This window comes from Pseudomonas sp. GM25 (assembly GCF_000282255.1).
Classification (GTDB): Bacteria; Pseudomonadota; Gammaproteobacteria; order Pseudomonadales; family Pseudomonadaceae; genus Aquipseudomonas; species Aquipseudomonas aphyarum.
Genome location: NZ_AKJQ01000038.1, coordinates 94,107 through 115,382 on the forward strand (window position 1 = coordinate 94,107; position 21,276 = coordinate 115,382).

Consider the following 21,276-nt stretch of genomic DNA (forward strand, 5'->3'; position numbering starts at 1 on the left):
GCCGTTCCTGCGGTTCAAATAACCAGAGGAGCGAACGGTCATTGAATGATTTACGCGAACGACGTCTCGTGCTCGCTTTCGTGGACGTAAATCCACGAGATTCCCGACGGTGAATCCGGGTCGAGGCGCATCAGCGCCGAGTCGACTTTTTTCTTGGTGATCCCGTTCTTGACCAGGTCGAAAACCGTCAGGAAGAAGTCACCGGGCAGTGGTGTGATCGAGAGATTGATGATGTGCGATTCCGGGCTTCCGGCACGCTGGCCGTGCAGGCCCCAAAGGCGTTCCCAGTAGTTTTCCCGGTCCATGATCTGACCGTCCGTGAGCACTACGCGGAAATCGTTTGCCAGGGCATCGTACAAAGGCTTTATCGCGTCTTCCGACTGGGAAGCCACGCCGCGCGACCACGGGAAAAAGAGGTTGTACCAGCGGTACACCTCGGCTTGGACCAGCGCTGTTTTATCGGTTGTTTCGGTGACTCGGCTGATTGCCATCTGCGTTCTCCTTAACGAGTTCAAAGGCGCGGGTTTCCGTTACGCATCGCCTGAGCGACGCTCCGCGCCTCATTCAAGATCCATCCTGAAATCAACGTCACGGGGCCAGTTCGAATTCGCTTCAATGACTTCAGAATTTCTCCTGTCATTTGGCTGACCCGGCCACAAAAGTAGACGCCAACCCGTTGGTGCATTGGAAACTGACAAACGGCTTTTCGGCTGTCTGCGTTGCAACGTCCGTGCTTGAGCGGTTCCGTAATGACTCAAGCCCATCTCCCTCTCCCGTTGCACGATTTCACATTTTTTTCACGAATCGCTTTGTCGCTGTAAAAAACCCTGACACAATTATTGGCAATGATTCTCAACTGCTCTTTGTTTGCTATTTAAAATCAGGAAGCCTCAATGTCGCGTCCCACCTCGCAGAGTCGTTTCAACCCGTCACGCAATCTCCTGTCCATGGCCATCTGCATGGCCGTCATGACCCCGGCGCTGGCCGATGAAACCCGCGAGGCCCAGGACAGCGCCCCGCCCGCCACCCTCGAACTCGGCGCGACCGCCATCACGTCCACCCAGTTGGGCAGCACCACCGAAGGCTCCGATTCCTACACCACCGGCACCATGGCCACCGCCACCAAACTGCCCTTGACCCTGCGCGAAACGCCGCAAGCCGTCACCGTCATCACCCGCCAGCGCATGGACGATCAGGCGATGACCAGCATCAATGACGTGGTCAACGCCACGCCGGGCCTGTTCCTCGACTACTCCAACGGCCCCGGCCGACAGTCCTACAAGGCCCGCGGTTTTGACATCGACAACCTGATGTACGACGGCATTCCGAGCGGCTACAACGGTGTGAACGTCGGATCCCAGCCGAATCTGGCGATGTTCGACCGGGTAGAGGTCGTCCGTGGGGCGACCGGTCTGGTCACCGGCGCCGGCAACCCTTCGGCGGCGATCAACCTGGTGCGCAAACGACCATTGGCCGAGCAGCACGTCACCCTGACCGGCGCCGCCGGGACTTGGGACAACTATCGCGGCGAGCTCGATGCCTCCAGCCCGCTCAACGACAGCGGCACCCTGCGCGGCCGGGTGGTCACCTCCTACCGCGACGCCAACAGTTTCATCGATGACGTGGGCGAGCGACACAACCTGTTCTACGCCGTCACCGAAGCCGACCTGAGCGATGACACCACCCTGACCGTCGGTTTCTCCAACCAGAAAGACAAGACCAACTACTTCTGGGGCTCGTCGATGATCGGCCTCGACGGTCATCACCTCGACCTGCCGCGCTCCTACAACCCCGGCACCTATTGGGAGAACAAGGATCAGGAGATCAACACCGTCTTCGCCGAGATCCGTCAGCAACTGGCCAACGACTGGAAGCTGCAGGTCAACGCCAACTATTCCGAGCAGAACGCACTGTTCTCCGGCTCGTACCAGTCGCGCTGGGTCAACAACACCCTGGCCCGCACGGTTTACCAGTCCAAGGCCGATGAAAACCAGGCCGGTCTGGACGCCTTCTTCAGCGGCCCGTTCGAAGCCTTCGGACGTAGCCATGAACTGGTGGTCGGCGCCAGCAAACGTATCTACGACCTGACCACCCACAACTACTCGCCGTACGACACCAACTGGCCGATCAACGCCGGTAAACCGGACTTCGTCCACACCGACAACGGGCGTGAAGTCACCACTCAGGACGGCGTGTACCTGACCACCCGCCTGAGCCTGGCCGACCCGCTGAAGCTGATCCTCGGCGGGCGTCTGGACTGGTACGACTACGACAACCGCGATGGCGACGGCGACTACAAGGTCACCCGCAACGTCACCCGCTATGCCGGCCTGATCTACGAACTGGACGACCATCACTCGGTCTACGCCAGCTACAGCGACATCTTCACGCCGCAGAGCAGCAAGGACACCTCCGGCAGTCCGGTCAAACCGATCGTGGGCAAAAACTACGAGGTCGGCATCAAGGGCGAATACCTGGGCGGCGCGCTGAACGCCAGCCTCGCCGTGTTCCGCGTCGATCAGGAAAACCGCGCGGTGCAAGTGTTCGTGCCGAACTGCCCGCAGTCGTCTTGTTATGAGGCCTCCGGCGAGATCCGCAGCCAGGGTATCGACTTCGAACTGCAAGGCGCGCTCACCGACAACTGGCAGATCGGCGGCGGCTACACCTACGCCCGCACGCACACCATCAAGGACGAGGCGAACCCGCAGAACGTGAACAAGCAGTTCGACACCGACACGCCGGAACACCTGTTCAAACTGACCACCCGCTACAACTTCCAAGGCCCGCTGGAAAAACTGCGCGTGGGCGGCAACATCTCCTGGCAGAGCCGCATGTACAACGACATCGAACTGCTTGATGGCGGCAACTACCGCCTCAAACAAGGCGCGTACGCCGTGACCGACCTGATGGCCGGCTACCGGGTCAATGAAAACCTCGACCTGCAACTCAACGCCAACAACATCTTCGACCGCAAGTACTACTCCACCATCGCCAACTCCGTCAGCTACGGCGGCGATAGCTATGGCAGCCCGCGCAACATGATGTTGACGGCCAAATACACCTTCTAATTTGTCCAGGCGCAGGGACGCGCCACCCCCGCCAAGATTCCTCCCGCCACACCTACATACCAAAGCGTTAATTTCGAAAACCCATGTCTGGTATTCAGCGGCTTTCCTTTGCCCAAAGATTGCCTTCGGCCAGGGCAGCAGCCTTGCGCCGCCTGTGCGACTTCAATAACTCAATGGGTGTTCAAAATGACTGACGAGAAAAACGGAACCACGCGTCGTGGCTTGATCACGACGGGGGCCATGGCCGCGACCCTGGCGGTGGCATTACCGGCGCTGGCGACGCAGCAGACACCGGCATCCGCGTCAGGGGCCAGCAAAAGCGCCGGCAACGGCAGTGGCTCGGGGATGATTACCGTCAAGGATGGCACGCAGATTTTCTACAAGGACTGGGGCCAAGGCCAGCCGATCGTTTTCCACCACGGCTGGCCCCTTTCCAGTGATGACTGGGATGCGCAAATGCTGTTTTTCCTCAGTAAGGGCTTTCGCGTCATTGCCCATGATCGACGTGGCCATGGTCGCTCTTCGCAAACCGCCAAGGGCAACGAAATGGACACCTACGCTGCCGACGTTGCCGAGTTGATGGCGCACCTGAACATCCGCAACGCCGTGCACATCGGCCACTCCACCGGCGGTGGTGAAGTGGCGCGCTACGTTGCGCGTCATGGTCGCGGACGGGTGGCCAAGGCCGTGCTGATCGGTGCCGTGCCGCCGATCATGCTGCGTACCGCAAAAAATCCCGGCGGCCTTGCAATGGAAGTGTTTGACGGACTGCGCAAAGCACTCGCGCAGAATCGCAGCCAGTTTTATCGTGACTTCCCGAGCGGCCCGTTTTACGGCTTCAATCGCCCAGGTGCGAAAGTGTCTGAGGCGATCGTCGAAAACTGGTGGCGTCAGGGCATGAACGGCGGGATCAAGGCGCAGTACGACTGCATCAGCGCGTTCTCCGAAACCGACTTCACGGATGACCTGAAAAACATTGATGTGCCGACCCTGGTGTTGCACGGCGAAGACGATCAGATCGTGCCCATTGCGGATTCAGCTCATCTGTCGATCAAACTGCTCAAGCACGGGACACTTAAAACCTACCCCGGCCTGCCCCATGGCATGTGCACCACGAACGGCGACACCATCAACGCGGACCTTCTGGCGTTCATCAATGCGTGATGTGCCGGGTCCGCGCCCGCACGGCAAGCCGCGTAAAACCCTGTAAAAAGAAAAAGCTCCGATCAAGTCGGAGCTTTTTTATTGGGCGAATGACACAGCCGTTGCAGTTATCTACCGGGCCATCATCAACGTCTGATCGACGGGCAACGCCGGGCGCAGCTTGGGCACTACCTGCAACTCGATCGGCGTGCCGAAAAACGCCTGGCAACGCGACCGCAGCCAACGCTGAGCGGAATCGTTGTGCGCAGCCGCACGCCAGACCATGGAAAGCTCCCGCGATGGCAGCAACAGAGGGGCCGGTTCGGCCCTGATACCCTCAACCGAGGCCATGGCCCTGGCCACGTAATCCGGAACGATGACCAGCATGTCGCTCTGCGCCAACAACCTTGGCAAGGCACTGAACTGCGGCACCGCCAGCACCACTTTGCGCCGACGCCCGAGCAGGTCCAGCGCGTGGTCGGTGTCATCCCTGGCCTTGCCCATGGATGACACGATGGCGTGCGGTCGCTCGCAGAATTCATCGAGCGCCAGCAGACCCGGGCGCATGTCCGAGCGCAAAAGCATCGGCCGGATCGACCGCAGACTCTTGCGTCGGGCGTTGGCCGGCAGATCGAGCGTAGGGCTGATCCCCAGAGAGATCTCGCCATTGAACAGCCGCTGCGACATCTGTTGCTGATCGACACGCAACACCACCAAGGCGATGTTGGGCGCCTCGATACGAAGCTGGCGCAACAGTCGCGGGAGCAACGCATATTCGACATCGTCGGACAGGCCGACCTGAAAGGTCGCCTCGCTGGTACCCGGATCAAACGGCTGGCAACGGCTCAACGCCGCGACCACACCATCCAGCGCCGGCGTCAGGTTGGCGAAAATCTCCTCGGCCCGCGCCGTCGGCTCCATCACCCTCCCCGCGCGAACAAACAATGGATCGTCGAAAAGCACGCGCAAACGCCCCAGCGCCGCACTGATGGTCGGCTGGCCGAGAAACAGCTTCTCGCCGACCCGGCTGACATTGCGCTCATGCATCAGCGTCTCGAAGACCACCAGCAGATGGATGTCGACACGACGGAGATCATTTCTGTTCATGAAGTTCACCACCCGGCACGCGGCCATTGAGATCGACGGAGAGCGCTTAAAGGTTAAGGGCGCGCCTGCCGGGCGTCTGTGGTACTTGGGGTCAGCGAGATCATGCGTTAGGTGAGTGTTTTGATACTTGCGTATGAACCGTTTGATACGGGTGGCTGTATCCGGCCGCGAAAAGACCGCTGCGATGGCCGTTTTTTCGGGTTTTTTGTCCTAGCTGATGCAGTGCCGCGCCACTACGATGCTGAACCGTTTATCTGCTCCCCCGCCCACACCTGCAGCATGACCGTGCCTTTGGTCGGGCATAAACTTGAACGAGCAAACACAGGCCCCCGTGCCGAGGGATTCGCATATTCTTGATGGGTCCTCGCCGATACCACGACGAGACCCACAACGTCATAACTCTTGGGAAAAAAGCAATGAACAACAATCCCATCAGCAACACCCCCAGCGAGCCGGTGGTATTCATCGTCGACGACGATGCAGCGCTGCGCGAATCCCTCGGCAGCCTGTTGCGTTCCATTGGCCTTAAGGTCGAACTGTTCGGGTCGGTCGCCGAGTTCATGAAGTATCAACGTCCGGACACTGTCAGTTGCCTGGTGCTCGACGTGCGCCTGCAAGGCAACAGCGGGCTGGATTTTCAAAGTGAACTGGCCGCCGCCGGCATCAACGTGCCGATCGTGTTCATCACCGGACACGGCGATATCGCCATGACGGTGCGCGCCATGAAAGCCGGCGCGGTGGACTTCCTGACCAAACCGTTTCGCGAGCAAGACCTGATCGATGCAGTGTGTGCCGCGCACTCGCGGGACAAGCAGCGTCGCGAGTCCGGGCGACATGCCGATGAGCTGCGCGCACGCCATGGGACGCTGACACCCCGTGAGCAGACGGTCATGGCGCTGGCAGCCTCGGGCCTGATGAACAAGCAGATCGCCGGGGAAATCGGCCTCAGTGAAATCACCGTGAAGATCCACCGGGGCCAGGCCATGCGCAAAATGGGCGCGCGCTCTTTTGCCGACCTGGTGCGCATGGCCGAAGTCATCGCGGCGCAGCCTGTCAATCGGTGACCGAATGAACCGATACGGTACGGCTCAGGATTGCCGGGATGGCGCATGCTTGCGCCATCAGGCAAAACATCGACAGACCCGGCACAACTAACACTTAGGTATATCCCTTTCATACATAGTCATACTTCGATTGACCCAATGCAGCGGTGCCAGAGAACAACGCTTCGAATAACATCTTTATTCAAATAAACATTACTCAATACAACGATTGGTGAATGACCGACAGTCGCCAACAACCGTCATGCCTGAAAAACAACTTCAGACTTTTCAATCTCTTCATTAATACGCCCTTCATAGCGTTTGCCTGCTTCATCGAAAGAACACGACCTGCCGTCCGATAGCAAAAATCTGGAAGAATAAATGTCTATCATCAAACGTCGCGCACAACTTCTTTGCTCAGACGCCTTCGCCTGGCTTGCCGCCATTGCGGTCGGCAGCATGATCTATATCACCAATGCGTACCTTGATCTGGATGTTGCGCCGACGTTGTTCTACATCACGCTGGTGTTCATGTCCGCGAACATCTTCCCGGTTCCGGTATTCCTGGCCGTCGCGCTGGGTTGCCTCACGCTGCTGACTGCCGACTTCCTGGTCGACGAAGGTTATCGCGATCACCGGGGCATCGCTGGATTCGTCAGGTGCGTGATCGCGCTGACGACCATTTCCCTGCTGGCACTGCGCAGCAAGCGCGCCACTGAAACGCTGCGGCGCAAGGAAGCATTTTTTCTCGGCGCACAGAAACTCAGTCACACCGGCAGTATCGGTTTCATCATCGACAAGAACGTCAGCGTGTCCTTGTCCTGGTCGGAAGAGTCCTCGCGCATTTTCGAGTATCCGCCGAACGTCCCCCCGACACTCGCCCTGGTCAAATCACGCACCCATCCGGATGACTTGCCGGTGATCGATCAGGTGCTGGACCAGTTCGCGCGCCGGCAGGAGCTGATCGAAGCAGAGCATCGGCTGCTCATGCCCGATGGCCGGATCAAGCATGTGCAGATGATCGCCAGCCCCATGCCCAGGCATCGCGGGCGCACGGAATACGCCGGGGCGCTGATGGACGTGACCGCCAGCAAACAGTCCGAAGAGGCGCTGTTTCACTCGCAAGCCACCCTCGCCCACGTCACGCGCCTGACGTCGATGGGCGAACTGGCCGCGTCGATTGCCCACGAAATCAATCAGCCGCTGGCGGCGGTCATCACCAGCGGCGAGTCCTGCAAGCGCTGGATCAACCGTCCCGAGCCGAACCTGGAAGAAGCGCGCCGTTCGCTGGACCGGATCATTCAAAACTCCGTCCGGGTTTCCGACGTCATCGCCTGTATCCGGGCCTTGTCGCGCCACAGCGAGGTACAGCGCAATGTCGAAGTGTTCGACGACATCGTCAGTGACTCGCTGACGCTGATGCAACACGACATCTGCTTCCATGAGGTTCGCCCGCATGCGCAACTGGGCACTCGCGGCGCACTGATCAAAGGCGACCGGGTGCAGTTGCAGCAAGTCATCATCAATCTGATCATCAACGCCTGCCAGGCCATGGCCAACGTGCATGACCGGGCCCGGACGCTGCGGATCACCACCTCGCTCCTGCACAGCGAGGCCGTGCTTGAAATCGCCGACTCCGGCGTCGGCATTGCCGAAGACATCCTGCCTTCGCTGTTCGATCCGTTCTTCACGACCAAGCCCACGGGCCTGGGAATGGGGCTCTCGATCTGCCGCTCGATCATTGAATTCCACGGCGGGCGCATCTGGGTCAACAGCACCGAGGGCGTCGGCACGCAGTTTGTGTTTGCGATTCCATTGGCTGCGCCCGAACACGATCAATGACCGTCATCCACCCCTGATGTCGCCGGCCGGCGATATGGAGATCAGCATTGTCTATCGAAAGTACAAACCCTGGCGCTGGACCCGAAACCCCGCAATCAGGCCGTACCGTTGTTTTCGTCGCGTACCCGCAAATGGGCCTGCTGGATCTGACCGGTGCGCAGACCGTGTTCTGGGCGGCGACCTGCAGACTGGCGCAACTCGGTTTGCCCGGTTATGCCCTGCACACCGCGAGCCTGCAAGGCGGGCCGGTGCGGACCGGCGAAGGCCTGGTGGTTCAAACCCGGCGACTGGATGAGCTAAGCGACGAGCCGATCAATACGCTGATTGTTCCGGGCTCGGCGTCCATCCGCCAGGCCATGCTCGACAACGCGCCGCTGGTGGACTGGTTGCGCGTCACCTCAGCCACGGCCAGCCGTACGACGTCGGTGTGCAGCGGCGCTTTTTTCCTGGCCCAGGCGGGCTTGCTCGATGGCCTGCGCGTGGCGACACACTGGTTGATGGCTGACATGTTCGAGCGGCTGTACCCCAAGGTCGAACTGGATCGCGAAGCGATTTTCGTCCGCCAGGCCTCGGTGTGGACCTCCGCCGGCGTCAGCGCGGGGATCGATCTGGCGCTGGCGCTGGTCGAGACCGACAACGGTCGCGATGTGGCCATGCAGGTCGCCCGGCGCATGGTTGTTTACTACCGGCGCCCGGACAACCAGGAGCAATGGAGTCCGCTGCTGCAATCACAACATTCAATCGCGCCCGAGCGCTAGCCGGAGACGGTGGTCATGAACGCACCGCACACACTGTACCTGGTCAGTCACCCGCCCTGCGTCAGCCGCTATGGCACGCACACCTCGTTATCAACCGCTGAACGCGTGGAGATCATCGACGCGTTGACCCAGACCCTGGGCGCTACGCTGGGCATTCTGGCGCGACTCAGACACAGCCAGCAGACATTGCGTACCGTCAGCTTTTTGCCGGTGCAGACACTGTTGCGCAGATTGCTGAATGCCAATACCCGATACGCCGATTTCCTCGTCACCGGCATCACAGATCTGGGCGGCCATGCCCAGCGTGACGCGCTTTACCGTCTCAATGACGCTGCAGAGCCTTTGTGTTTCGCCGACTGCCTGAAAGGCATCGATCGCGCCCTGCGAACGCTACGGGCTGCCGACGCCTTGTTCCGTGACTGTCGCGCCAGCGCAATTGCCAACAACGACTACGCCAGCCGGCAACTTTTCGAGGCCTGCACTCGGCATAACGGTTATTTTCTTTCGTTAATCAACAACCACTTGTTTCCTGAATAATTGATTAACTGTCGCAACTAACAAAAAACCAACCAAACATACGCACGTATACTATTCCACAATTTTTGAAAGCGTATCTTGCAAGTATGGCGGGCGCTACAGCCACCCGCAAAAGACGCAAGGTTTCCCCCATGTTCAACTCAGCTATTATTTCAGTTGTCGATGATGACGAACTTGTTCTGGTTTCACTGGACAGTTTGCTGCGGTCTTGCGGTTATACAGTCAAGACTTTCACCAGCGCTTTGGCATTTCTTGAATCCGGCGCGCCAGAGCAGACCGGGTGCCTGATTTCGGATATTCAGATGCCCGGCATGTGCGGGGTCGAAATGTACGAGGCACTGGCGGCCAGGAAGATCCACATTCCGACGATCTTCATCACCGGCAAGCCAGGCCTGCCCCCTGAATTCAGCACCCGTGTGAAAACGCCGGAGGGCTACTTCTCCAAACCCTTTCATACCGAGGCACTGCTGGCCTGCATCGCGCAGGCGCTGATGCGCGGACGTTGAGCCCCCAAAAAAAAGCCGCTTCCCTGCCCGACCGATAAACCTCAAAACAGAAAAAGGCCCCGCAAGTTCATCACTTGCGGGGCCTGATTTTTATCGAGCCCGGCCGAATCCAGCCGGGCCGCCAGCAGCCGATCAGTAATCCCAGAACGCTGCGATCCAGCGGAACGCATCACCATCGACCGCCACTCGGCCTACCGACGGGAACGGCAGATGGGTGGCGACAAACCACTCACCGCTCGCCGCTGCCTCGCGCATCAGCCGTACGCGAACACGCACCGACTCTTCAGGATCATGCTCGAAACCGTTGTGCCATTCCGGATGTTCGAAGGCCACCGGAAACAAGGCGTCGCCGGCGAAGGTCAGGCGTTCGCCGCCGGAGTTGACGTAGACAACGCTGTGCCCCGGCGTATGGCCGCCGGTGAGTTTCACCACCACGCCCGGCGCCACTTCGTATTCATCCTCGAAGGTGCGCACCTGGCCGCGGTAATCGTTGATGAACTGATTGGCCGTCGCGCGCAGAACGTCAGGCACCGGCGCCGGCATGACAGTCTGGGTGAAGTCCGGCGTTTCCCAGAACTCGACCTCTTTTGCCGAAACGTGGATGCGCACGTCCGGACGCAGCCGGCTCTTCACTTCGTCGACCAGCAGACCGCCGACATGGTCCATGTGCATGTGGGTGATCACGATGTCGGTCACGGCTGCCAGATCGATGCCCGCCGCCTCCAGCCGTTTCGGCAACTGACCGGCCCGAGGGAAGCCGGGAAACTGCCCGCCCAGTCCGGCGTCGACCAGAATGATCTGCTCGCCGCTGCGCACCACCAGCACGTTGAGTGCCCAGTCGAACGCGTCCGGCCCCAGGAACATGTCCTTGAACCACGCGGCGCGAGCCTGCGGATCGGCATTGGTCGACATGGTCGAGGTCGGCAGCGGCAGCACGCCATCGCTGATCACCACCACGTCGATGTCGCCGACCTGCAGTGCGTAGCGCGAAGGCACCAGCTCCTGGGCCTGACCAAAGTTCGAGGTGAATGGCAGACTGTTGGCTGTGCTGGTTTGTTGGGAGTGATTCAGATAGGTAGACATGGTCGCTTTCCTTTTGGCTGAGTCAGGATTTCTCGGAGGAATGCCGCAAGAGCGAAATAGCGCTCCTTGAAATCGAGTGTGCATCGCGACCACGGCGGCCAACACCATACGCGGGTATAGGGTTTGCGCCGGATTGAGCGAGTACGACCGGCGCTGAAGTGGCTGTGCCCCATACCAATGTATATTCGCGCTCCTGCCCGCAAACGCGGACACTACGCCACACCGGATCGTCGAAAACTGGCGGTCACTTAGCCTTCAAAGCCGTCATGAACTCTATTTTTCACCAACCCGACCCGCTCACCTGTCTGCTCGCGCAACCGCGCACGCTGGTGTTCCTGGCGTATCCCCAAATGGGCTTGCTGGACCTGACCGGCGCACAGACCGTGTTCTGGGCAGCGTCCAAAGCCAGGGCTGAACGCGGTTTGCCTGGCTACGCGATACACACCGCAAGCCTCGACGGCGGATTGATCGCTACCGCTGAAGGGCTGTCGGTCGACACCCTGCCCCTGCACACCTTTGACGACACCGTGATCGATACCCTGATCGTGCCCGGTGCGCCGAACATCCGTCAGGCCATGCTCGACAATGTTGCGCTGGTGGACTGGCTGCGCGCGGCGTCAGTCAACGCCAGACGCACCGCCTCGGTGTGCAGCGGTACTTTTCTAATGGCCCAGGCCGGGCTGCTGGAAGGATTGCGAGCGACCACCCACTGGGGAATGTGCGACATGCTCAAGGGTGGTTTTCCGAGTGTCGATGTCGACCTTGATGCGATCTACATCCAGCAAGGCAAGGTCTGGACTTCCGCCGGGGTCACCACCGGGATCGATATGGCGTTGGCGCTGGTCGAGGCCGATTGCGGCCGTGCGGTGGCATTGCAGGTGGCAAGGGAGCTGGTGGTTTTTCTCAAGCGTCCCGGCGGTCAGGCGCAGTTCAGCCAGTTGCTGCAATCGCAGATCGACGACAGAGGCTGCTTCGACGAATTGCACCTGTGGATCAGCGAAAACCTCGGCGACACGCGCCTCAACGTCGAATCGCTCGCCCGGCAGGCGCAGATGAGCCCGCGCAATTTCGCGCGGGTTTACAAGCGCAAGGTCGGTCGCACGCCGGCCAAGGCGCTCGAGCTGTTTCGTCTGGAAGCCGCACGACGGATGCTCGAAGACTCCCAGCGCAACATCGATCAGATCGCTCTGCTGTGCGGGTTCGGCGACGAGGAACGCATGCGCGATACCTTCTACCGTCACCTCTCGGTCACGCCCCGGGAATACCGCAGCAGGTTCTCGCGCTGACGCCACACGCCGCAATGACACCGGGCTCGCCGACGTTCAAATACTGTCGCTATACACACGTATAAGTACGCCGCCGGACCGAGCGGCGTATGGTGCGGGAATGGCGGGCGTCCTTGACGGGCTACCCGAGATCAGCCCTGGTAAAGCAATGTCCCACACCGCTGTTGTTTCGGTTGTCGATGATGATGAATCCGTGCGCATGGCGCTGGACAGCCTGTTGCGCTCCCACGGCTACACCGTGCAGTTGTACCCGAACGCGGAGGCTTTTCTGGCGATGACTGCACCGCCCCGCCCCGGCTGCATCATCTCGGACATCCAGATGCCCGGCCTGTCCGGCATCCAGATGTACGACGCACTGTGCGCCCGAGGCATCCGCATCCCGATCATTTTCATCACTGGCTATCAAGGGCCACCGCCACAGGTCGACGCAGCATTCCCCGAGCCGCTCGCCTACTTCCCCAAGCCTTTTCCTTGCGGCGAACTCATCACCTGCATCGAAAGTGCGTTCAATCGGCCCGTTTGACCGCCCTCTTCCTATACCTGTGTATACCCCACCTCACACCTAAGCATGTCGGCACTGACCCTATGTAGAAGTGTCCCGGCGCGCCTTCCCCGATAGCATCATCTCCAGCGAATCGAACCGGTTCTGCGGTTGTTCACAACAGCCATTTTCGTGCAGACCGGGAGACGGTCACGCGTGAACAGACAAGCCGTTCAACGATCAGAATTTCCTCAGGAGTCATCCGATGAAACAGCACATTTTAGTGATAGGCGCAGGGTTTGGTGGAGTCTGGAGCGCCTTGAGCGCCGCACGCCTGCTGGACCAGCATGATCGTAACGACGTGCAGATCACCGTCCTCGCGCCCCAGGCAGAACTGCGCATCCGCCCGCGTTTCTACGAGCCGGATGTCCACAACATGAAGGCGCCGCTGGGTGAACTGTTCGATGCGGTCGGCGTGAAATTCGTCAAAGGCATCGCCGACAGCATCGACACCGCCAGCAAGCAAGTGACCTACAGCGATGCCTTCGGCACGCAAGGTACGCTGAACTATGACCGGCTAGTACTGGCCGCCGGCAGTCGCGTGATCCGTCCACCGCTCAAGGGCATGATCGAACACGCTTTCGACGTCGATCAGATCGAAGAAGCCGCCCGCCTCGAAGCTCATATCAAGTCCTTGAAGAACCAGCCGTCGAGCGCTGCGCGAAATACCGTGGTGGTCGCCGGTGGTGGTTTTACCGGGATCGAAACCGCCACCGAAATGCCGGCTCGCCTGCGTGCCGCCCTGGGTGACGATGCGCCGATCAGGGTCATCGTGGTGGATCGCGCACCGCAAATCGCTGCAACGCTGGGCGACGGCATTCGCCCGTCCATTGTCGAAGCGTCCAAAGAGTTGGGCATCGAATGGGTACTCGATGCCTCGGTCGCCTCGGTCGATGCCGGCGGCGTGACTCTGGCCGACGGCAAACGGATCGAGTCCAACACCGTCGTCTGGACCGTTGGTTTCCGCGCCAGCCCGCTCACCGAACAGGTGCCTGGCAGCCGTGATCCGCAGGGTCGTCTGCATGTCGACGGCAACCTGAAAGTGCTGGGACACGTGGATGTCTTCGCCGCCGGCGATGTGGCTTATGCCGCCACGGATGACCTCGGAAACTACGCTGCAATGTCCTGCCAGCACGCCATTTGCCTGGGCCGTTATGCCGGCAACAATGTGGCGGCTGACCTGATCGGCGTCGCACCGATGACCTACAGCCAGCCCAAATACGTGACCTGCCTTGACCTCGGCGCCTGGGGCGCGGTGTTCACCGAAGGCTGGGACCGCCAATTGAAACTGGTCGGGCAAGAAGCCAAAGACCTCAAGACCCAGATCAACACCGTGTGGATCTACCCGCCAGCCGCCGATCGTGCAACCGCACTGGCCGCTGCCGACCCGTTGATTCCGGTGGCCTGATCCCCCGACGCTCCACGATCACCCTACTGCTGCGCACTCCCAGGCGCCCGCCACGGTTATTTTGGCGGGCGCCTTTTTTTGTGCTCACGGAAGCAGTACGGCATCCGCCGGCAGAACAAACTGGACGATCGCACCGCACGGCTGATTGGCCTCGATCCACAATTGGCCGCCATGGGTCTCGATGATCGAACGGCAAATCGACAGTCCCATGCCCAGCCCCGTGGGTTTGGTGGTGTAGAACGGCGTGAACAACTGCCCGATCGAATGCGCGCCGAAACCCGGTCCCGAATCGCTGACGCAAACCCACACCTGCCCCGCTTCATTGGTTTGCGTGCGGATGCGCAGCTCCCCTTTGACGACACCTGCTCCACTCATGGCTTCCAGGGCGTTCATCACCAGGTTGAGCACCACTTGCTGCAGCTCGACCCGGTCGCCATCGACCCGTGGCAAACCGGACGCCATCTGCGCCTCGACCAAAACCCCACCCTTCTGCGCCTGACTTTGAGTGATCTCGATGACCTCGCCAATCACCTCGTTGAAGTTGACCGGCTCCTTCGGCTGAGGGGCCTTGCGAATCAGCCCGCGAATGCGGTCCAGCACCTCACTGCCCCGATGGGCATCCTTGACGATGCGCTCCAGGCACAGGCGAGTCTCCTCAAGGTTAGGTGGCGCGGCACTCGACCAGCGCAGCGCGGCCTGGGCGCTGGCCAGTGTCGAGGCCAGCGGTTGACTGACTTCATGGGCAATAGAGGCCGCGAGCTGCCCCATCGTCGCAACGCGGCAGGCATGGGCCAGCTCCGCCTGTATCTCGCGATAACGCTGCTCGCTCTCACGGCTTTTGACCTCGCGCTCGGCGACATCGCGGTACAGGCGCGCATTGACCAGCGAGATCGCCGCCTGCGAAGCGACCAGCCTGAGCGCAGCGATTCGTGCAGGGCTGAATACCCGTGACGTCAGGTTGTTTTCCAGATAAAGCGCGCCGATCAGCTTCGCCTGATTGAGCAACGGCAGGCACAGTACCGAGCGCGCGCGATGCTGGCGAACGTACGGATCGGCAGCGAACGATGGTTCGGCCAACGCGTCATCCAGCACCAGATTTTCCTGGGTGCGCAGCACGTGGTTCAGGACCGATTCCGGCAGCAGCTTCGCCGCCACCGGCGCATCACGCAGATCCAGCTGCGTGGTGTCATCGCGGGTAGTTGCCTCGGCGACGATCCGCTGCTCGCCCTGCTCCGTCAGGACCAGCACGCCGCGCTGCGCGCCGGCCTGTTCGATCGCGGTGCGCATGATCATGTCGACCAGCTTTTCGAGGACGATTTCACTGGAGGCCGCTTGTGACACCTTCAACACGGTGGCCAAGTCCAGATGCTCGACCGGTGTGGCGATGGTATTGGTGGGACCGGGCAGCGGTGTTTCAACCCGCAGAAACGGGTGCTCCGCCTCCAGTTGTCGAACCTTGCCCTCGGCACCCCAGCGCTGGTAGCCGTAGCGGGCATCCTGCAGATAGACCCGGGCAATCTTTTGCAATCCACGGTGTTGATAGAAGCGCGCGGCGAGCTCGTTGGCCAATGCTTCGATCTGCAGGAAGCCGCTGCGCTGAGCCAGTTCGATCGCCTGCTCGTAGCAGTGCTCGGCCTCCAGCAATCGACCTTCAAGTCGGGCAATTTCCCCCTCCAGCAACACGGCATGGCTGGCGAAATTGTCCGGGCAGAGTTCGGCCCAGACCTGCAACTGCCGGTGTTGCGCGGTAATGACCTCGAGTTGCTCGTGCCGCTCTCCGGCAGGCTTGGTGCTGCACAGGGCGGCGAAGGTCAAAGCCTGGTAGAAGCAATATTCTGCCTCCTCGAGGAACGAGTGCGATGAGCGAAGCAATTGTCGAGCGGCCGCACCGGCCTCTGCCGCTGCCTCGTACTGGCCGGCGAAGTAGCAGGCCTGCAAGGTGCGAATCCAGTGCCAGCAAATGGCGACCAGCGAGGTCTGGTGATCCTCGGGGTGGCGCTCGGAAAACGCTCCCGGGCCGATATTGCCGAAGATTGGCATCTGGCCCCGGAGCATCCGGATAAACGCCAACTGGGTTTCGATGAAATCGATGACCACGCCGAAGCCGATTTTTCTGGCGTACGCCAGCCCGCGCTCGGCTTCTTCCTGCAACCCGGCCAAGGGTTCGCCGGTGGCCAACAGATTGGAGACCCGGCTGTTGCCGGTAAACGCGGCAATCGGCAGATCGCCGGTGCGGTTCGCCACTTCAAATATTTGGGCCAAAGGTTCAAGGCAGGTGCGTATCGGTTGAGCCCAGCGCTTGGCAAACAGCCAGAACGCCAGTTGCGTGCGCGCCTTGTAGCGTTCCAGATCGCGTCGTTCGACCAGCCGACAGCCCAGCTCCGCGAACGCCAGGCCGGCGGGATAGTCCGCAAACCGCCGCCCGGCGATCCGCGACACGTTGGCATAGGCCACGCACGAGGCATCGCTGTTGCCGTATTCGATACTCAGGTTGATCGCCCGGCACATGGCCAGGCCCGGAAGATTGCCGTCCATGTGGACCGCCGTGACGATCAGCTTGGTCAGTGCTTCAAGGCTGGCAAGCGCGGTTTCATCCACCATGGGCGGCAGGTCGATCAATACCTCTATGGAGCGCTCGCCCAGCCGTTGCCCGATCCGCTGATATTCGTCACGCACCTCGTCGTCATCGGGATGAGGCGACCACTCGATCCCCAGATAACGCAGGAAAGTCAGACACACCGCCACCGCGTTGTCGCTCTGGTTCAGAATCAGATAGAGATCCGCTTGCAGGCAGGCGACCCGGGTGCGTTCGATCAAGGACTCTGCACGGCGTGACAATTGCCGCAGGCGTGCTTCGGCTGCCCCTAATTGCCGGGTGAGGAATTCGCACAAGGCCCGCCCGGACTCCAGCGCAAACATCAATTCACGCTGATGCTCCCAGCCGCCCTCATCCAGCAACGTTGCGCCCTGGGCAAAATACGTCAGCGCCGAAGCGTAGGCCGTCGATGCCCTGGCCCGTTCGCCCGCCAGCAGGTTCAACTGCGCCAGGTGTTCGCGCTCCTGTTGTCGGTCCATCAGCACGGCGCCACGATTGAGCTGGCCGACCATCTCGAAAATCTTTTCTGCATGCTTGTCTGCCGGCGTCTTCTCTACCAGCAAACGCCCGATCCGCAGGTGATGCTGCGCACGGGAAGCCTCATCAACCAGCAGATACGCGGCTTCCTGGACCCGGTCGTGAACGAACCCATAGACGCTGTCCTGACGCGTGATCAACTCGTGACGAACCGCCGGCCACAACACCCCGTGAACCTGCCCGTCAGGCAGGCCCAGAACGGTAGCCAGCGAAGCGACATCCGCGACGTTGCCCAGGCAGGCCATCTGCTGCAACGCCTGCTGCGTTTCAGCGGGCAACCGCGCCAGTTTGTCGAGCATCAGATCGACCACATTGTCGGTGTAGCCCTTGGCGTGAATACGTTCTGCGTCCCAGACCCACTGCCTGCGGTCATGGTCGAAGGCCAGCAGATCCTGTTCGACGAGGGTTTGCAGAAACTGAATGACGAAGAAAGGATTGCCCGCGGTCTTGTCCAGAATCAGTTGCGCGAGCGGTGCGATGTACGGCTGCTCGGAACGCGACGACTCGGCGACCAATTGCGCGATATGCGATCCGGCCAGCGGCAACAAAGTGATCTCCTGCACCCGGCCGCCCGCCGCTTTGATGGCGCTCAACCGGGTGCTCAACGGGTGCGAGGCATCCACCTCGTTGCTGCGGTAGGCGCCGATCAGCATCAAGTGCTGCAAGTCGGAACGGGTCAGCAGTTCCTCCAGCCAATTGAGCGTCGCCACGTCCAGCCACTGCAAGTCGTCGAGAAACAGCACCAGTGGATGTTCGGCGCGGGCGAATACGCCGATGAACCGTCGCAATACCCGCAAGAACCGGCGTTGCGCCTGTGGCGGTTCCAGATCCGCCACAGGCGACGTATCGCCGATGATCAGTTTCAGTTCCGGGATCAGGTCCGTCACCAGCCGCGCCTCGGCGCCCAGCGCTTGCAGCAGCGCGTTGCGCCAGCCGGCCATCTGCGAATCGCTCTGGCCCAGAAGCGTGCGCACCAGTCCTTGAAACGCCTGGGCCAGGGTCGAATAAGGCACGTCGCGTTTGTACTGGTCGAATTTGCCGCTGGCGAAGAACCCGTGCACCGGCACCAGAGTTTGATGCAGCTCGTGGACCACCGAGGATTTACCGATGCCCGAATAGCCGGAAACCAGCACCAGCTCCGGTCGGCGGCTGACGGCGATCCGTTCGAATGCGGCGATCAGCGTCTGGACTTCAGCCTCTCGGCCGTAGAGTTTTTCGGGGATCAGCAAACGGTCGCATGTCCCCTGCTCGTCCAGCGCAAACTCATCCACGTGCTGCTGATGCCAGCCTGCCAGACAACGGCGCAGATCCTGCTCCACGCCAAGGGCAGACTGATAACGCTCCTCGGCGGTCTTGGCCAACAACTTCATGACGATTCGCGAGAGCATCTCCGGCACCGTCGCCACGCGCGCACTCGGCGGCATTGGCGTGCGCGCGATATGGCAATGCAGCCATTCCATGGGGTCGGCGGCGCTGAACGGCAGCGACCCCGTGAGCATTTGATAAAGCGTGACGCCGAAGGCATAGAGGTCGCTGCGCGAATCCACCGAGCGGTTCATCCGGCCCGTCTGTTCCGGGGCCATATAGGCCAGGGTCCCGGACAACGTCTCGGGTGGCTCAGCGGCGTGGCGTTCGCGAGGCAGGCGCGATGCCAGGCCGAAACCGGTGAGTCGGGCGTGGCCGTCGGGGCAATTCACCAGAAGGTGAGCGGGCTTGATGTCTTTGTGAATCAGGCCACACCGATGCAACTTGCCCAGCGCCACCGCCACGCTGATGGCCAGCGGCAGAAACGTCGCAACGTCCAGGGGAGCCGTCAGCAAACGGGCCAGCGGCACACCACCCGGATCTTCGAACACCAGTTGCACGCGGCCATCGTCCTGCGACAGCTCCAGAGGACGCGCCGCCCAGTCGCCGTCCAATTGGTCTCTCAGGGAAAATTCATGGGCAAGACGCTCGACGCTGGCGCCCGATGGTTGCTCCGCCGCGAGCGAGGCGATCAGGACATCAACCTCGCAGCTGCCAGAGGCACGTCTGCCCCGTTGGAGAATGCGTTCTCCGTCGTCCCACAGAATCTGCATGCCTTCATTCATCGCCGTCGCAGCCGTTGGTAATCGCTGGATCATGGGGCACCGTTACCTGTATGCCGTTCGGCACCATTGCTAACCGTAGCTGAGAGAAATGCAGGGGGAAAAACCAACGAAAATCTTTGCAGTAAAACCGACACGCGGCAATCAAACGAAGGTGTTAAGGGAGCAGTTCCATTCCAGACTGCCCGGCTTGGGACGTCAGACGCAAAAAGGCCTGCCACATCGGCAGGCCTTCTTCGTTATGGCGGGGCGTTACTGCTTGAGAATCAGCAGCGGCTCGCCCTTCTTGACGATGTAAGTCGCCAGCTCCGAGCCTTTCTCGTTACCGACATTCTTCGCGATATGCGCCACACCGGCCGGGATGAACAGCGAATCCCCCGCCTTGAGCGTCACCGGTGCCTGACCTTCCAGCCGATACTCGAACGTGCCGCTGATCACGTAAGCCACTTCCACACCTGGATGCGCATGGTTGGGCGACGTGACGCCCGGTTCAAAGTCGACACGAGCCTGGATCACTTCGCGATCCGCAGCGCCCAGATCCTGACGAACCAGATCGGTACGGCTCAGGCCCTGTTGCCAGCTTTTCGCCGGGGCGGCGGATGGGGTGTCAGCCGCGTGGGCAAGGCCGGTCAGCGAAACGAGTACGGCGGCAGCGGTCATCAGAAGTGTGCGGCGCATGATGTTGCCCTCTTGGAAGTAGTGATGTGTTGACGACTACTTTGACCGAGGCATGTACGCGGGATGTGTCCTGAGGTCGGGGTTTGTTACCCGATTGTGTATGGCGGCAGGATTGATACACGCGCATACAACTCACAGCACTTCTGACAGCCATTGCCTGAATGCCACGATCTTTTTCGACTCGGCGTTTTCATGGGGCGTGACAAAGTAGAAACCCGAGCTGGACTTCAGCCGCAGATCAAACGGCGCCACCAGTCGCCCGGCGCGCAAATCGTCATCGACGTAAGTCGAGCGACCGATGCACACGCCCTGCCCGTCAATCGCGGTCTGCACGGCCATCATTGCCAGATCGAAAGTCAATCGCGGGCCTTTGGCCGTGAGCGGTGGCAGGCCTGCCGCGTGCAGCCAGTCGTTCCAGTCATTGGCGGTCAGGCCGCTGACTTGCAGCAAAGGGTGATGGGCCAGATCCGCCGGCGTCTTCAATGGCTTGTCGCCGGTCAGCAGTCGCGGGCTGCACACCGGGAAGATCTCGTCGGACATCAGCCAGTCCGCCCGCAGCCCAGGCCATTCGCCGTTACCGTAGCGGATCGCCGCGTCTATCCCGGCCTTACGAAAGTCGACCAGTCGGGTCATGGCACTGATCCGCACATCGATCTCGGGATATGCCTCGCGAAACGACGGCAGACGCGGCAACAACCATTTGGACGCCACCGACACCAGCGTGCTGATCGTCAGGACGCTGTGGTCGTTCGCCTCCAGCAAACGCTCGGTCGAGTGGCGCAACTCCAGAAACGCCGAACGAACGCCGGGAAAATAAGCATTGCCCTCCTCCGTCAGCGCCAAGCCGTCCTTCAATCGCATGAACAGACGCACGCCAAGTTCATCTTCGAGGCGCCGGATCTGATGGCTGATCGCGGTCTGCGTGACGTTCAGTTCTTCAGCGGCGCGGGTGAAGCTCAGGTGCCGGGCCGCACATTCGAAGGCTCGCAATCCGTTGAGCGATGGCAGTCGGGGGAGCATATGACCTCTTCAGTCCATGAGATTTTGTCATACGCT

General features: G+C 60.8%; 16 protein-coding genes. 10 read left to right on the forward strand and 6 right to left on the reverse strand.

What is annotated here, in order from left to right:
- Positions 1-50 precede the first annotated feature (50 nt).
- Positions 51-491 carry a hypothetical protein gene (locus tag PMI24_RS14650; protein WP_007955181.1) on the reverse strand — a complete coding sequence of 147 codons (441 nt, stop codon included), beginning with the start codon at positions 489-491 and terminating at the stop codon, positions 51-53.
- 402 nt (positions 492-893) lie between these two features.
- On the opposite strand from PMI24_RS14650, the gene PMI24_RS14655 reads away from it, so the two are divergent.
- Positions 894-3,068, forward strand: a complete 2,175-nt coding sequence (locus tag PMI24_RS14655) for a TonB-dependent siderophore receptor (protein ID WP_007955183.1) — start codon at positions 894-896, stop codon at positions 3,066-3,068.
- Positions 3,069-3,413: 345 nt separating this feature from the next.
- A complete protein-coding gene (locus PMI24_RS14660) occupies positions 3,414-4,232 on the forward strand; it encodes an alpha/beta fold hydrolase (RefSeq protein ID WP_052026233.1) in 819 nt (272 codons plus the stop codon).
- Between the two features lie 111 nt (positions 4,233-4,343).
- Here PMI24_RS14660 and PMI24_RS14665 read toward each other — a convergent pair whose 3' ends face one another.
- Positions 4,344-5,318: a LysR family transcriptional regulator gene (locus PMI24_RS14665; RefSeq protein ID WP_045121772.1), complete on the reverse strand. Its 975-nt coding sequence runs from the start codon at positions 5,316-5,318 to the stop codon at positions 4,344-4,346.
- Positions 5,319-5,734: 416 nt separating this feature from the next.
- Here PMI24_RS14665 and PMI24_RS14670 point away from each other — a divergent pair, with 416 nt between their 5' ends.
- From PMI24_RS14670 to PMI24_RS14690, 5 genes are all read left to right on the forward strand, one after another.
- On the forward strand, positions 5,735-6,382 hold the full coding sequence (locus PMI24_RS14670) for a response regulator transcription factor (RefSeq protein WP_007955189.1): 648 nt from the start codon (positions 5,735-5,737) through the stop codon (positions 6,380-6,382).
- A 360-nt stretch (positions 6,383-6,742) separates the two neighbouring features.
- On the forward strand, positions 6,743-8,203 hold the full coding sequence (locus PMI24_RS14675) for a PAS domain-containing sensor histidine kinase (protein WP_007955190.1): 1,461 nt from the start codon (positions 6,743-6,745) through the stop codon (positions 8,201-8,203).
- Between the two features lie 47 nt (positions 8,204-8,250).
- A complete protein-coding gene (locus tag PMI24_RS14680) occupies positions 8,251-8,961 on the forward strand; it encodes an AraC family transcriptional regulator (RefSeq protein WP_045121758.1) in 711 nt (236 codons plus the stop codon).
- Positions 8,962-8,976: 15 nt separating this feature from the next.
- Positions 8,977-9,498: a hypothetical protein gene (locus tag PMI24_RS14685; RefSeq protein WP_007955192.1), complete on the forward strand. Its 522-nt coding sequence runs from the start codon at positions 8,977-8,979 to the stop codon at positions 9,496-9,498.
- A gap of 131 nt (positions 9,499-9,629) precedes the next feature.
- Positions 9,630-10,004 (forward strand): response regulator transcription factor, encoded by a 375-nt coding sequence (locus PMI24_RS14690; protein WP_007955195.1) that lies wholly within the window; start codon positions 9,630-9,632, stop codon positions 10,002-10,004.
- Between the two features lie 132 nt (positions 10,005-10,136).
- Here PMI24_RS14690 and PMI24_RS14695 read toward each other — a convergent pair whose 3' ends face one another.
- Complete coding sequence (locus PMI24_RS14695) at positions 10,137-11,087, reverse strand: MBL fold metallo-hydrolase (RefSeq protein WP_007955196.1); 951 nt, start codon at positions 11,085-11,087, stop codon at positions 10,137-10,139.
- 266 nt (positions 11,088-11,353) lie between these two features.
- Between PMI24_RS14695 and PMI24_RS14700 the strand changes: the two genes are divergently transcribed.
- The 3 genes from PMI24_RS14700 to PMI24_RS14710 all read left to right on the forward strand — a co-directional run bounded on the left by PMI24_RS14700 (position 11,354) and on the right by PMI24_RS14710 (position 14,322).
- A complete protein-coding gene (locus PMI24_RS14700) occupies positions 11,354-12,373 on the forward strand; it encodes a GlxA family transcriptional regulator (RefSeq protein WP_007955197.1) in 1,020 nt (339 codons plus the stop codon).
- Between the two features lie 148 nt (positions 12,374-12,521).
- Entirely contained in the window at positions 12,522-12,896 is a 375-nt protein-coding gene (locus tag PMI24_RS14705; RefSeq protein WP_007955198.1) for a response regulator transcription factor, read from the forward strand.
- 223 nt (positions 12,897-13,119) lie between these two features.
- On the forward strand, positions 13,120-14,322 hold the full coding sequence (locus PMI24_RS14710; RefSeq protein WP_007955199.1) for an NAD(P)/FAD-dependent oxidoreductase: 1,203 nt from the start codon (positions 13,120-13,122) through the stop codon (positions 14,320-14,322).
- An 84-nt stretch (positions 14,323-14,406) separates the two neighbouring features.
- Here PMI24_RS14710 and PMI24_RS14715 read toward each other — a convergent pair whose 3' ends face one another.
- From PMI24_RS14715 to PMI24_RS14725, 3 genes are all read right to left on the reverse strand, one after another.
- A complete protein-coding gene (locus PMI24_RS14715) occupies positions 14,407-19,533 on the reverse strand; it encodes a trifunctional serine/threonine-protein kinase/ATP-binding protein/sensor histidine kinase (RefSeq protein WP_045121773.1) in 5,127 nt (1,708 codons plus the stop codon).
- A gap of 261 nt (positions 19,534-19,794) precedes the next feature.
- Positions 19,795-20,220, reverse strand: coding sequence for a cupin domain-containing protein (locus tag PMI24_RS14720; protein WP_007955201.1), 426 nt, complete (start codon positions 20,218-20,220; stop codon positions 19,795-19,797).
- Between the two features lie 132 nt (positions 20,221-20,352).
- On the reverse strand, positions 20,353-21,240 hold the full coding sequence (locus PMI24_RS14725; protein WP_007955203.1) for a transcriptional regulator GcvA: 888 nt from the start codon (positions 21,238-21,240) through the stop codon (positions 20,353-20,355).
- Between the last annotated feature and the right edge of the window lie 36 nt (positions 21,241-21,276).